Origin of the sequence: Streptomyces sp. NPDC006997 (assembly GCF_040635175.1) — a bacterium.
Classification (GTDB): Bacteria; Actinomycetota; Actinomycetes; order Streptomycetales; family Streptomycetaceae; genus Streptomyces.
Genome location: NZ_JBEYHH010000008.1, coordinates 107,907 through 121,958, shown reverse-complemented (window position 1 = coordinate 121,958; position 14,052 = coordinate 107,907). Strand labels below are relative to the sequence as shown.

General features: G+C 69.3%; 9 protein-coding genes and 1 pseudogene. 4 read left to right on the top strand and 6 right to left on the bottom strand.

The features are described from left to right. Window positions 1–25: 25 nt before the first annotated feature. From ABZ659_RS10460 to ABZ659_RS10450, 3 genes are read left to right on the top strand one after another with little or no spacing between them, the layout of a single operon-like run. Window positions 26–1,156, top strand: coding sequence for a tyrosine-type recombinase/integrase (locus ABZ659_RS10460; RefSeq protein ID WP_360216042.1), 1,131 nt, complete (start codon window positions 26–28; stop codon window positions 1,154–1,156). Beyond that, window positions 1,153–3,357: a site-specific integrase gene (locus ABZ659_RS10455; RefSeq protein WP_360216039.1), complete on the top strand. Its 2,205-nt coding sequence runs from the start codon at window positions 1,153–1,155 to the stop codon at window positions 3,355–3,357. The genes ABZ659_RS10460 and ABZ659_RS10455 overlap by 4 nt, the downstream gene beginning before the upstream one ends. Next, window positions 3,354–3,953 carry a DUF6262 family protein gene (locus tag ABZ659_RS10450; RefSeq protein ID WP_360216036.1) on the top strand — a complete coding sequence of 200 codons (600 nt, stop codon included), beginning with the start codon at window positions 3,354–3,356 and terminating at the stop codon, window positions 3,951–3,953. Before ABZ659_RS10455 ends, ABZ659_RS10450 begins: the two co-directional genes overlap by 4 nt. Window positions 3,954–4,000: 47 nt before the next feature. Here ABZ659_RS10450 and ABZ659_RS10445 read toward each other — a convergent pair whose 3' ends face one another. The 3 genes and pseudogenes from ABZ659_RS10445 to ABZ659_RS10435 form a co-directional block, all read right to left on the bottom strand. Then, complete coding sequence (locus tag ABZ659_RS10445) at window positions 4,001–4,543, bottom strand: hypothetical protein (protein ID WP_360216033.1); 543 nt, start codon at window positions 4,541–4,543, stop codon at window positions 4,001–4,003. Between the two features lie 356 nt (window positions 4,544–4,899). Next, a complete protein-coding gene (locus ABZ659_RS10440) occupies window positions 4,900–5,670 on the bottom strand; it encodes an HNH endonuclease family protein (protein WP_360216031.1) in 771 nt (256 codons plus the stop codon). Window positions 5,671–5,752: 82 nt separating this feature from the next. Beyond that, window positions 5,753–5,968, bottom strand: a pseudogene (locus ABZ659_RS10435) (hypothetical protein); the annotation flags it as partial. Between the two features lie 175 nt (window positions 5,969–6,143). On the opposite strand from ABZ659_RS10435, the gene ABZ659_RS10430 reads away from it, so the two are divergent. Continuing rightward, window positions 6,144–6,329 (top strand): antitoxin, encoded by a 186-nt coding sequence (locus ABZ659_RS10430; RefSeq protein WP_360216028.1) that lies wholly within the window; start codon window positions 6,144–6,146, stop codon window positions 6,327–6,329. A gap of 253 nt (window positions 6,330–6,582) precedes the next feature. On the opposite strand, the gene mfd is transcribed toward ABZ659_RS10430, so the two are convergent. From mfd to ABZ659_RS10415, 3 genes are all read right to left on the bottom strand, one after another. Further along, complete coding sequence (gene mfd, locus ABZ659_RS10425) at window positions 6,583–10,116, bottom strand: transcription-repair coupling factor (RefSeq protein WP_360216025.1); 3,534 nt, start codon at window positions 10,114–10,116, stop codon at window positions 6,583–6,585. A 287-nt stretch (window positions 10,117–10,403) separates the two neighbouring features. Continuing rightward, complete coding sequence (locus ABZ659_RS10420; protein WP_360216022.1) at window positions 10,404–12,983, bottom strand: FtsX-like permease family protein; 2,580 nt, start codon at window positions 12,981–12,983, stop codon at window positions 10,404–10,406. Beyond that, complete coding sequence (locus ABZ659_RS10415) at window positions 12,980–13,768, bottom strand: ABC transporter ATP-binding protein (RefSeq protein WP_360216019.1); 789 nt, start codon at window positions 13,766–13,768, stop codon at window positions 12,980–12,982. Before ABZ659_RS10415 ends, ABZ659_RS10420 begins: the two co-directional genes overlap by 4 nt. Window positions 13,769–14,052 lie beyond the last annotated feature (284 nt).

The window sequence follows — 14,052 nt, the reverse complement described above, 5'->3', positions numbered from 1 at the left end:
GACTTCGGAGACAGGAAGTAGATCCATGACGTTATGCACAGAGAAGGCCGTATCTCCCAGCACGGGCGAGATCACCTGGCTCCTGGTCGACGAGGAGACGTACGCGCCCCACCCCGAAGCCCGTGAGTTCTCCCTGTACCTGCGCGGAGCCGGGCGGTCAGCGCAGACACAGCGCGCGTACATCCCCAGAATCGGCCGCTTCCTCAATTGGTGCGCAGAGCGGGGTACCGACTGGAGGACCGTCCGGCTCGGGGACATGAGTCTGTTCAAGTTCCACGTCGAGCGGACACCGACCCAGTACGGGCGGCCTCCGTCCGGCAAGACGGTCAACGCCACGCTCACTGCGGTGTGTGAGTTCCTCCGCTTCTGCGCCGTTCAGGGACATGTGGCTCACGAAGTCGCCGAACGTCTCAGCGAACCGCGCTTCCTCGCCCACGCCCCGGGCGGCTTCGATCCCGGAGAGGGCGGCCAGCACCTGATGGTCAAAGCCCGCGTCCTGAAGGCGCCGGAGATCGAGCGGGCACCGCAGACGCTCACCGGCGTCCAGACGGAACAGGTCATCGATGCCGCTCGCACCGCGCGTGACCGGCTGCTGTTGACCGTCCTGGTGGAAGCGGGACTCCGCATCGGCGAAGCCCTCGGACTACGGCGTGAGGACATGCATCTGCTCCCCGACTCCACACACCTGGGCTGCCGAACCGGTGGCGCGCACTTGCACGTCAGGCCCCGTCAGGACAACGCGAACGGGGCGCGGGCCAAGGCCGGGCGCCCTCGCATGGTTCCGCTCACGCCGGAAGTAGTGCACCGATACCGCGATCATCTCGCCGAGCGTGAACAGGTAGTCGGATCCACCGACTGTGACTACGTCTTCCTCAATCTCGTCGGCGTCCACGCGGGGCGCCCGCTCTCCTACTCCAACACCAAGCAGGTGATCGAACGTATCGGGAAGCGCTGCGGATTCACCGCCCGACCACACATGATGCGGCACACAGCCGCCACTCGCTGGATCCGCAACGGGGTCGCTCCGGACGTCGTACAAACCCTCCTGGGGCACGCCTCATCGGCGAGCACGGCCGTGTACCTGCATGCCCAGGACGAGGATCTCCGCGCAGCCGTCGCGGCCGTCGAAAGTCTCATGCCGGAGCTGCTGCGATGACCATTGCGCTGCTCCGCTCCCCTGCCGTTCCCTCCGTCCCCGGTGTCCCGGAGTGGTCGTCGTGGCTCGCGGCACGCCTGCCGTCGGACTGGCGCACGGGTGAGTGGGACCCCGTTCAGGCGCTCTTCACCGCCGATCCCGGCAACCCTACGACCAGCGTGTTCGTCTGCTCCGTAGGCGCCTGTTGCACCCATGTAGCGAGTAACGGATCCCGTTGCGACGCCTGCCGTAAAGCCCGTTATCTTCTGGGCAATCCCGCGGACTTCGACGCCACGCACATCCCGGACCCGTCCCGCCGCCGGCCCAACACCTCCGCGAACGGGGCCATGCCGGGCGTCTCCCAGTTCTCGCTCGCGGGTGTGAGCCCCGCGGTCCGCCAGGAACTCTTGTACGGGCTCCAGCAGCGCGACGGCGCCGGAATCAGCTTGGTCCCCCAGCGGGTACGCCGCATTGTGGCCGGCCTCCCCGCCGGACTCGGCTCGCTCCTCGACCTGGACACCTCCTTCTCCTCCGGGCTTCCGGCTGCGGCCTCCGGCGTCCTGAACGGTGTTCTCCTGCACGTCCGACGCGCACGCGTCGAGTTCGAGGGCACCGATCCGACCTCAGGCGACGTATGGGAGTGCGCTCTCATCGGGCTGACGGCAGGGCGCGGCCGCAGGTATGCCGCTGTCCACGGCGACATCGACTTCCGTCCGGTACGGCAGCGTTGGCTGCGGGAACTGGTCAAGGAGTACGGCCGCACGGCACGCCCCAATGTCATGGACCTACGGCAGACCGTCTACGCGGCGACCATCGCGTCCTCCGCGCTGGCAGGCCGCCCCCACGGGGATGAGCCGGGGCTCCTCGCCATGGCTGACATGAACGCCGTAGTGGACATGTTCCGAATCACCAAACGTCCCGAGGACGGTCACGACTACTCCACCAGCCACCGCAGAGCCCTGCTCCGCCACTGGCGCACGTTCCTGGAATACGCCCGTCAGGCCGGGATGATGGACCACGTGCCCGGCGGGTTCGCGCTCAACCCCCGCTTCCACAGCATCGCCGCCGTGGAAGTGACCGAGGACGATCTCGGCCGTGCGATCCCCGAGCACGTCATCGCCCAACTCAACGCGCACCTCGATCTGCTGGGCACCTCGACGGGGTACGCGAGCGGCGGCTGGACGGCCGCCGACTTCGCGCGGATGTATCAGGTGGTCTACGCGGTCCTCCGGGACACCGGCCGGCGTCCGGGCGAGGTCACCAGCCTGCACCGCGACTGCCTGGAGCGGGTCGACGGCAAACCGACGCTGATCTACGACAACCACAAACGGCGACGCCACGGCCGTCGGCTGCCGATCTCGGAGAGCACCGCCCAGCTGATCGAAACCTGGCAGAAGGAGCTCGATGCGCTACCAGCCGTACCGGCCTGCGCCCAGTGGCTGTTTCCCTCGCCCGGACAGCGCAACCGTCCGCGCTGCGGGCATCTGAACACTTCGCACTTCTGCAACCGGATCTTCCGGAACTGGATCGACGAACTGATCCCAGACCTCGTGGACGACCGGCTCGACAAGGACGGCGCCCCGCTCGCTTACGACCGGACCCAGGTCGTCCCGTACGGCTTCCGCCACGCTTACGCCCAGCGCCATGCGGACGCGGGCACTCGCCCCGACGTTCTGCGGGAACTCATGGACCACCGTTCGCTGGACGTGACCATGGGCTACTACAAGGTCTCCCTCAGCCGAAAGCAGGAGGCCGTGCGAACGGTCGCAGCACTCGCCGTCGACCGGCACGGAGCAGCCCGCGGATTCGGCGATCCCCTCGCCTACGAGGTGGAAAGCGTCGGGGTTCCCTACGGCGGCTGCACCGAGCCGAGCAACGTCAAGGCCGGCGGCGGCCACTGCCGCATCCGCTTCCAGTGCGCCGGATGCGACTTCTATCGCCCCGATCCCTCCTACCTCCCCTCCCTGGAACAGCAGATCGCGGACCTGCGCGCCGACAAGGAAGCGGCCCTGGCGATGGAGGCCGCCGACTGGGTCGTGCGCAATCTCGATGACCAGATCCGCGCCTACTCGAAGTCGGCCGACGAGATGCGGCGGAAGCTCGACGCCCTGCCCGCCGAGGAGCGGGCCGCCGTCGAATCCGCCTCACGGGAGCTGCGCAAGGCACGTTCGGCAGCGGCCTTCATTCCTCTGCAGTCGCTGACGACACGGAGTTCGGAATGAAAATCCCTGCTGCTTCCGGCGGCAACGACCGGAACGCCCGGGTCGAGCGGCTGCGCGTCAGCCGCGCCAAGGACAGCGAAGACAAGACCAGGCGTGCACTCGACGCCGTGGACGGTCTTCTCCGCTCGGGACGACGGATCACCGTCGCCCAAGTAGCCCGGGAGGCCTCGGTATCCACGTGGTTCGTCTACAACCAGCCTCAGGTGCACCAGGCCGTTCAGGACGGCATCACCGCCCAGCGAACGCGGGGTCACCAGAAATCCCGCACTCCGGAAGTGTCCCAGGTGTCTCCGGCCGGGTTGCGGACGGACCTTGCGCTGGCCCGCGAAGAGATCAAGGACCTCAAGAAGGAGCGCGATCGGCTCCGTAACCGGGTCAGGCTGTCACTCGGCGCCGAATTGGAGGGCGTGAACCAGCACGGACTGATCGAGCGAGTACAGCAGATCGAGCACCGGAATACCGCGCTGGAGCAAGCGTTGTCAGAGGCCAGAGATCAGATCGCCGCCCTGGAGAGCCAACTGCGTGAGGCGGAGGACGACCTCACCGCCGCGAGAGCCAGTCTCCGCCGTGCCATGCGGTCCGTTCCGACTCCGTAGCCCGCGCTCTCCTGCCGCAGTCCGCGACTGTCCGGCTTGAGTGTCGTCTACCGGACAGCCGTGAGAGGCGGAGTCAGAATGGGGATCGTTGAAGAGCGAGCCGGTCCAGACAGGTGCGACCGGCTCGGATTCACGCTGTTGGAGGAGTACGACAGCGTCTTCGACGCGACCCAGGTCGATGAGGTGGCCAGCCAGGTCATGGCTGTTCGCGAAGGCGTGCTGTTCGAGAACGGCAACAGCCTCCTCGGCGCGTCCAGCGCTGGCGAGCAGCTCAGCGATTCGTCGACACGTCCCTGGCGTTCACGGATCGTGTCTAGCAGCCCGATTGCCGTGTCGGGGTTGAGACCGCGGCAGCACCACGGGCTATCGCACCGGTGCTGGGCCGGGATCCGGACAGCGAGCAGCGCGGTGATGTCTTCGTCCCGGCCTACTCCTTCGGTGATGTCGACCAGAGCGGTGGCAAGAAGCCAGTCGTCGATTCCCGCACTCAGCCGAGTGACCGCCTCGTCCATACGCCCGTGCCGGGCCAGCAGGCGCGCGAAGAACTCCAGCGGGATCCCTCCCGTGCTGGCGTACGGCCGGGCCGGCACGATCGCCTCCTCTGCCGCCCCCAGCTCTCCAGCAGTTCCGCCTCGGTCCGGGCGGCCGGCCACCAGCCCGTGGCAACGTACGGAGCAAGCACCTCCAACGCCTGCGCTTGCCGACCCTGGTCACCGAGCAGCCGCGCCCACTCCCGCGCGCAGAACCATTCCCCTCGACTGGCCTGAACCTCCACCTCCTCACTGTGGCCGAGCTCAAGAAGCTGGGAGACCAGGAGCGGAGGAATGCAACCGGACATTGTCCGGGCCTGGCGGTCGAGATCGGCAGCGTCCATGACTGCGCACCTTAGCCACCGCGTCCGGCACAGGCCCTGCAGCCCCAGGCAGGGAAGGCCATCGGGATGCTGTCAGTCCTGACACTGCTTCAACATCATCGCCTTGTCCGCCGTAGTCACCGCGAGGTCGTACCTGAGAGCCACCTGTGCGAACCGCACCGCGTACGAGCACCGGATCGACTTGTTCGGCGGCAGCCAGGACGCCGGGCCCGAGTCCCGCTTGGCGGAGTTCGTGGAGCCGGAGACCGGCAGAAGATTGAGCACGTCGTTGGCCAGCTGCTCCCGCTTCTCCTTGCTCCAACGCGAGGCACCCATCTGCCAGGCGTACGACAACGGCACCACGTGGTCGATCTGTACCTCGGTGGCCTTGGCCTTCTTCCAGGCGATGTCCTTGCCGGTGTACGGGTCGTACAGGTCCATCGACACGACCACGCAGTCGGACCCCGTACGGAACTCGACGTCCTGACCATGGAGTTTCAGCAAGTCGTTCCGCGTGTCACAACCGTTCCTCGCCAGCGGCACCCCATCCGCCGTGTCCATCCACGCATAGCCGAACTTGTCCCGGTCGTAGCCCGTCTTCGGCCCCCGCCCCTTGACTGTGAGTTCTTCGACGAGTTTGCGCGCGTTCGCCTTGTCTGCCTCCGACGTGAGCGCGCCGAGCCCCGGCTTGGTTCCGTCCGGATTCGTCAGCGGGCTCGCCGCCCGTCCGGCAGCGGCGTCCGGTCCGGATCCCGCGGAGCTTCCGCCCGGCTCCAGGCCATCACAGCCTGCGACGAACGTGACGGCAACGGTGACCGTGAGGACGGCCCTCTTCCCCCGCGTACACAGCGGCCTGTGACTCATGTGCCTCTCACTACGCATAGCCGACCACACCCCCCATACGCTGCGAGAACAGTTCCATGACGGCGCGAACCATAGAGATAACGCGGGTGTCGCAGTCGTTGGAGTCGGTGTCGGCCCACGGACTGCCGAACTTGTCCCGGTCGTACCCGGTCTTGGGCGCCCGCCCCTTCACGGTCAGTGACTCCGCGCCCGCGAGGGCCGGACCCCCGCCGCCCTTCTGCGCACCGCCGCCGGTACCGCCCGCGCCTGTCACGTCCTCCGTGCACCCGGTCGCGCCGAGCAGCACACCGGCCGCCATCACCGTGGCCACGACGGCCGTCCTCATACCTGTCACGCTGTGCAACCTCCCCTTGCCTGCCCCGCTACCTGCCACGGTAGCGAGCGAGAGGTCCAGACCACATAGGGCGTAAAGGCGCATCCGGCACATACCCGGCGTATCGTCGGTTTTGAGCCACCTCCGGAAGGAGCCTTGGATGGGCATCTTCGACAAGTTCAAGAGCCACGGTCAGAACAAGGACAAGCAGAAGAAAATGTCCGACACCGTGGAACGGCAGGTCAACAAGCGGACGGGCAACAAGTACGAGGACCAGGTCGACGCCGCCCAGCAGCAGGTCGAGGGCAGGCTCGGGATGGACCGCGACCGGCCCGACCAGCAGTAGGACCGCCGACCACCCCGAGGTCCACGGACCGGAGCCGCCTAGGGACCTCCTCCCTCGGGCGGCTTCCCATGGTTCCCGGGGCTGCGACCACTGGCCGGTCCCGTCGTCCTGGCGTCCCCGTACCCGGCGGTGCCTGGGCTCGACGCGCCTGGTCCTGCCCGCGCGAACGCCTCACCGCGGCCCGGACGACGGGCCTGCCCGGTGCCGCCGGGGCGGTGGTCCCCGCTCAGCCCGAGGGGGACCGGGAGACGGCCTACGACCCCAGCACCGCCGCCAGGAACTCCCCCACCCAGCCCAGCAACTCCCGCCCCACCAACGGCTTGCCGCCCACCTTCGCCGTCTTCGGGCGGGGTACGAGGATCTGCCGTACCGAGGGCTTGATCACCGACCCGGGGTACAGCCGCTTCAGGCGCAGCTCTTGCGACTCCCGCAACTCCACCGGCGCGAAGCGGATGTTGGTGCCCTGGAGGACGACCTCGCCGACCCCGCAGGCCCGCGCCAGCATCCGCAGCCCGGCCACCAGCAGCAGGTTCTCCACGGGTTCGGGCAGCTTGCCGTAGCGGTCGGTGAGTTCCTCGCGGACGGCGCGGATGTCGTCCTCGCTGTTGGCGGAGGCGATGGAGCGGTACGCCTGGAGGCGCAGGCGCTCGCCGGGGGCGTAGTCGTGCGGGACGTGCGCGTCCACCGGAAGCTCGATCTTGACCTCCAGCGGCGGCTCCTCCTCGATCTCGCCGGTTTCGAGCTGCCGTCGGTAGTCCGCGACCGCCTCGCCGACCATCCGCACGTACAGGTCGAAGCCGACGCCCGCGATGTGGCCGGACTGTTCGCCGCCGAGGAGGTTGCCCGCGCCGCGGATCTCCAGGTCCTTCATGGCGACGTACATACCGGCGCCCATCTCGGTGTGCTGGGCGATGGTGGCGAGCCGTTCGTGCGCGGTCTCCGTGAGGGGCTTCTCCGGCGGGTAGAGGAAGTAGGCGTAGCCGCGTTCGCGGCCCCGGCCGACCCGGCCGCGCAGCTGGTGGAGCTGGCTGAGGCCGAAGTTGTCGCCGCGCTCGACGATCAGGGTGTTGGCGTTGGAGATGTCGATGCCGGACTCGACGATCGTCGTCGAGACGAGCACGTCGAACTTCTTCTCCCAGAAGTCGACGACGACCTGCTCCAGCGCCGCCTCCGACATCTGGCCGTGCGCGGTGGCGATGCGCGCCTCGGGGACGATCTCCCGCAGTCGGGCCGCCGCCCGGTCGATGGACTCGACCCGGTTGTGGATGTAGAAGACCTGGCCCTCGCGCAGCAGTTCGCGGCGGATCGCGGCGCCGATCTGCCTCACCTCGTACGGGCCGACGAAGGTCAGCACCGGGTGGCGCTCCTCCGGGGGCGTGGTGATCGTGGACATCTCGCGGATGCCGGTGACCGCCATCTCCAGGGTGCGCGGGATGGGCGTGGCGGACATGGTCAGCACGTCCACGTTGGCACGGAGCTTCTTCAACTGCTCCTTGTGCTCGACGCCGAAGCGCTGCTCCTCGTCGACGATGACGAGCCCGAGGTCCTTGAACTTGGTCTCGGAGGAGAACAGCCGGTGGGTGCCGATGACGATGTCCACCGAGCCCTCGCGCAGCCCCTCCAGGGTCGCCTTCGCCTCGGTGTCGGTCTGGAAGCGGGACAGCGCCTTCACGCTCACCGGGAACTGCGCGTACCGCTCGCTGAAGGTGCCGAAGTGCTGCTGCACCAGCAGCGTGGTGGGGACGAGGACGGCGACCTGCTTGCCGTCCTGGACGGCCTTGAACGCGGCGCGGACCGCGATCTCCGTCTTGCCGTAGCCGACGTCGCCGCAGATCAGGCGGTCCATGGGGACCGTCTTCTCCATGTCCTCCTTGACCTCGGCGATGGTGGTGAGCTGGTCGGGCGTCTCCGCGTACGGGAAGGCGTCCTCCAGTTCGCGCTGCCAGGGGGTGTCCGCGCCGAAGGCGTGGCCGGGCGCCGCCATGCGCGCGCTGTACAGCTTGATGAGGTCGGCGGCGATCTCCTTGACGGCCTTCTTGGCCCGCGCCTTGGTCTTGGTCCAGTCGGCGCCGCCGAGCCGGTGCAGGGTGGGGGCCTCCCCGCCGACGTACTTGGTGATCTGCTCCAGCTGGTCGGTGGGGATGTACAGCCGGTCGCCGGGCTGGCCGCGCTTGGCGGGGGCGTACTCGACGACGAGGTACTCGCGGGTGGCGCCCTGCACCGTGCGCTGCACCATCTCGATGTAGCGGCCGACGCCGTGCTGCTCGTGGACGATGTAGTCGCCCGCCTCCAGGGTGAGCGGGTCGATGGTCTTGCGCCGCCGCACCGGCATCCGCGCGCCGTCCCGCCCGGCGGCCTTCTGGCCGGTCAGGTCGGTCTCGGTGAGCACCGCCAGCCTCAGCGCGGGGTCGACGAACCCGACGTCGATGCAGCCGCAGCCGACGTGCACGACGGACGGGGAGATCTCTCCCAGGTCGATCTCCAGCCGGGCCGCGATGCCCTCGCCGCCGAGCACCTCGGCGGTGCGGGCGGCCGGGCCGTGGCCCTCGGTGACGTACACCGTGCGCCAGCCGTCGGCGAGCCAGCCCTTGGTGTCGGCGAGGGCCCGCGCGGTGTCGCCGCGGTAGCTCTCGGGGGCGTGCATCCCCAGCTTCAGGGTGTCGGAGGTCAGCTCCTCGTCGGCGGCGAACGGCGAGACGGACCACCACATCATGTCCAGCTCGCGCGCCCGGTCCCGGACGTCCGCGAGGGACCACAGGGAGGCCGCGCCGACGTCGATCGGCGCCTCCCCTCCGCCCGCGGTCGCCGCCCAGGACGCCGCGAGGAACTCCTGGCTGGTCGCCACCAGGTCGGCGGCCCGCGTGCGCACCCGCTCCGGGTCGCAGACGACGGCCATGGCGCCCTTCGGCAGGACGTCGAGCAGCAGCTCCATGTCGTCGACGAGGACCGGCGCGAGGGACTCCATGCCCTCCACGGCGATCCCCTCGGCGATCTTGCCGAGCAGTTCGCCCAGCTCGGGGTGGGCCTCGGCCAGCTCACGCGCGCGTGCCCGCACCTCGTCGGTGAGCAGCAGCTCGCGGCAGGGCGGTGCCCACAGCCCGTGCTCGGCGACCTCAAGGGAGCGCTGGTCGGCGACCTTGAAGTAGCGGATCTCCTCGACCTCGTCGCCCCAGAACTCCACCCGCAGGGGGTGTTCCTCGGTCGGCGGGAAGACGTCCAGGATGCCGCCGCGTACGGCGAACTCGCCCCGCTTCTCGACCAGCTCCACGCGCGCGTACGCCGCCGCCGCGAGGGCCCGGGTGATCTCCCCCAGGTCGGCGCTCTCGCCGTTCCTGAGCGCCACCGGCTCCAGCTCGCCGAGCCCCTTGACCTGCGGCTGGAGCACGGACCGTACCGGCGCGACGATGACGGAGACCGGTCCCGTCTCGGGGTCGTCGGCGCGCGGGTGGACCAGGCGGCGCAGGACGGCGAGCCGCCGTCCCACGGTGTCGCTGCGCGGGGAGAGCCGCTCGTGCGGCAGGGTCTCCCAGGACGGGTACTCCGCGACGCCGTCGGGCGGCAGCAGGGAGCGCAGCGCGGCGGCGAGGTCCTCGGCCTCCCGGCCGGTCGCCGTCACCGCGAGCACCGGGCGGGAGGTCTCGCGGGCCAGCGCGGCGATGGCGAAGGGGCGGGCGGCGGGCGGGCCGACCAGGTCGACGTTCATGCGGTTGCCGTCCGCAGCCGCCTTGATCGCTTCCGCGAGCGCGGCGTCCTTGACGACGGCGTCGAGCAGACCGTGCAGACTCATGGAGGGTTTTTCCGTCCTGGACCGGGGTCCTGGGTGTCCTGGTGTTCTCAAACGGGCAACGCGTGGGGCAACACGAAGGGCCCGGCGCGGAGCGCGACCGGGGCTGTCCAGAGTACGACGCCGCACCGACGCCCGCCGGACCTGTGGATGACGCCCGGCCTGTGGACAGAGGCGTCACCCGGGAGCGCGCAGCCGAAACGCCCGGTGCCGGGAAGCCCCCCAAGGCTCCCCGGCACCGGGCCTGCTGTCCGCCCCCGCAACCCCCGTATGCGGTGGCGTACGGCGGTCTACTCGGTGGCGATCGCGTTCAGCACGTTCATCCGCCCCGCCCGGAACGCCGGGATCAGCGCCGCGAAGAGCCCCACGAAGGCCGATCCGATGAACACCCCGATGATCGTCGGCCACGGGATGTCGAGGACGTTCAGCCCCTCCAGTGCGAGCAGCTGCTGCGCGGTGGCGCCCCAGCCCATGCCGAGCCCGAGGCCGAGCAGCGCGCCGAAGAGGGCGATGACGACCGACTCCAGGCGGATCATCCGGCGCAGCTGCCGCCGCGACAGTCCGATGGCCCGCATCAGGCCGATCTCCCGGGTCCGCTCGACCACCGACAGGGCGAGGGTGTTCACCACGCCCAGCACCGCCACGATGATCGCGAGGGCGAGCAGGCCGTAGATCATGTTCAGGAGCTGCCCGATCTGGTCCTTCAGGGCGTCCTTGTAGTCGGTCTGGTCGCGGACCGTGTACTGCGGGTAGCCGTCCAGCGCCGACTTCAGCGCGGTGTACGCGGCCTGCTCCTGGCCGTCCTTCGCGGAGGCGAAGACCAGCATGTCCAGCGGCATCTTGTCGGCCGGCACGTACGTGGCGAGGGTGTCGATGGACATGTACTTGGCGCCCTGGTCGATGACGCCGTCGCTGCTGGTGATCGCGCGGACCGTCAGTTCGGCGGTGGAGCCGCCCTCGAAGGTCACGGCGATCTTGGAGCCGAGGCTGATGCCGTGGTCCTCGGCGAACTCCTCGTGCACGGACATCGAGTCCGGCCGGTAGGCGTCGGCGAGGTCGCCCTGGACCGTCTCCACCCGCAGGTCCTGCGCGTAGGTCGGGTCGGCGGCGGTGATGTCGGTGTCCTTGAGGACCTTGCCGTCGGGCGTCTTGTAGTCGGCCTCCAGGTACTTGTACTCGGTGACCCGCTCCACCGCGTCCGCGCTCTTCACGGCCTCGACGGCCTGCGGGGTGATGAGCTGCCCGGAGTCGCTCTGGATGATGAAGTCGGTGCCGACGCTCTTGTCCAGCTCCTCGGTCGCGGAGGCGACCATCGAGGACCCGACCACCGACAGGCAGGCCACCAGGGCCAGCCCGATCATCAGCGCGGCGCCGGTGGCGCCGGTGCGGCGCGGGTTGCGCAGCGCGTTGCGCTCGGCCATCCGCCCGACCGGCCCGAACATCCGCAGCAGTACGGCGCTGAGGACCCGTACGACACCGCCCGCGAGGAGCGGTCCGATGATGACGAACCCGATCAGCGACAGCACCACGCCGAGGCCCAGCCACAGGGAGCCCTCGGTCGCCTTGCTGGCGTCGGCGGCCAGGTAGAGGGAGAACACGCCGCCGCCGGTGAGCAGCAGCCCGAGCACGGCCCGTACGGCACCGGCCTTGCCGTCGGCCGGGGCGCCCGCGTCGCGCAGGGCGGCCATCGGGGAGACCTTGCCCGCGCGGCGGGCGGGCAGGTAGGCGGCGAGGACGGTGACGACGACGCCGAGCACCAGGCCGATCACCGGGGTGGTCCAGGCGATGGTCAGGTCGTCGGTGGACAGGTTCATGCCCATGGCGCCCATGAGCTTCATCAGCCCGATCGCGAGCCCGACACCCGCGCCGACGCCGAGCACCGAGCCGAACAGGCCCAGCAGCAGCGCCTCGAAGAGCACCGAGCGGTTGACCTGCCGCCGTGAGGAGCCGATGGCCCGCATCAGGCCGATCTCCCGGGTGCGCTGGGCGACCAGCATGGAGAAGGTGTTGATGATCAGGAAGACGCCGACCAGGAAGGCGATCCCGGCGAAGCCGAGCATGGCGTACTTGATGACGCCCATGAAGCCCTGGACTTCCTCGGCGTTGGCGTCCGCGACCTCCTGGGCGGTCTGGACCTTGTAGTCGCCGTCGAGGGCGGCGGTGACGTTCTTCTTCAGCTGGTCGTCGCTGACGCCGGAGGCGGCGGTGACGTTGATGTTGGTGAAGACGTCCGGCTCACCGACCAGGGTCCGCTGGGCGGTCCTGGTGTCCAGGTAGAAGATCGCGGCACCGGGGTTGGTGACCTCGAAGGCGGCGATGCCGGAGACCTTGGCCTGGTGGGTGCCGACGACGGTGATGACGCCGATCTCGTCGCCGAGCTCGATGTGGTGCTTGTCGGCGGTGTCGGCGTCCACCATCACCTGGTCGGGGCCGCTCGGCGCGGCGCCCTCGGTGACGGTCATGGTGCGCTGCTCGTTGCGGTTCCAGTTGCCGACGATGGTCGGGGCGCCGCTGCTCGGGGAGAGGCTGTCCTTGTCGGCGTCGATGACGGTGACGGAGGTGGAGAAGACGGCGCCCTCGGCCTCCTTCACCCCCTCGACCTCGGTCACGTCGCTCAGGACGGACGCGGGCATGACGGGCGGCTTGCCGTTGTCCGAGGTCGTCTCGCCGGTGTCCGAGGAGCCCTCGGCGCTGACGGAGACGTCGGCGGACGTGGCCTCGAACAACTTGTCGAACGTCGTCGTCATCGTGTCCGTGAAGACGAGCGTGCCGCAGACGAAGCCCACCGACAGCAGGACGGCGACGGCCGACAGGGCCATGCGTCCCTTGTGCGAGAAGAAGTTGCGCATCGAGGTCTTGAGCACGGTCATGACGTGCGCCCCCGGGCGTCGAAGTCCTTCATGCGGTCCAGGACCGTCTCGGCGGTCGGCTTGAACATCTCGTCGACGATCCGCCCGTCCGCCAGGTACAGCACCCGGTCCGCGTACGAGGCGGCCACCGGGTCGTGGGTGACCATCACGATGGTCTGGCCCAGCTCGTCCACGGAACGCCGCAGGAAGCTCAGCACCTCGGCGCCCGCGCGGGAGTCCAGGTTGCCGGTCGGCTCGTCACCGAAGATGATCTCCGGCCGGGCGGCCAGCGCCCGCGCCACGGCGACCCGCTGCTGCTGACCGCCGGAGAGCTGCGTCGGCCGGTGCTTCAGCCGGTCCGCGAGACCGACCGTCTCGACGACCCGCGTGAGCCACTCCTTGTCGGGCTTGCGCCCGGCTATGTCCATGGGCAGCGTGATGTTCTCCAACGCGTTCAGCGTCGGCAGCAGGTTGAACGCCTGGAAGATGAACCCGATCCGGTCCCGGCGCAGCTGCGTGAGCTTCTTGTCCTTCAGGCCGGTGATCTCGGTCTCGTCCAGGTAGATCTGACCGCCCGTCACGGTGTCGAGCCCGGCGAGGCAGTGCATCAGCGTGGACTTGCCGGAGCCCGAGGGGCCCATGATCGCGGTGAACTGCCCGCGTGCGATGTCCACGTCCACGTGGTCGAGGGCGACGACCCGGGTCTCACCGGACCCGTACGCCTTCACGACCTGCCGCGCCCGCGCGGCAACGGCCGTACGCCCTCCAGTACCCCCGTGCCTGGGAATGGTCACAGCCGAAGTCACGGTGTTTCTCCTATGTCGGTATACGAGCTACGTCGGTGTCCGAGCCCTGCGGCGCCGGGCTCCGAAGTCCTGCGGTACGTCTCTGAGTCTGGCCGCCAGGAGGGGTGCGGCGCGCTGGTGCACGGCCCCCTCTTGTGCGGGGGAAAACCCCACCCCCCGAGCTGCGGCCTGTACGACCTGCCGCTCCCCCGCGGCGTAAAGCCAGGTTAAGGACTCCCCCGCCCCCGGCTCGTCCTCCGCCGGTACCAACCCTCCCCGAGACGTTGTACGGATCTACCCCTAGG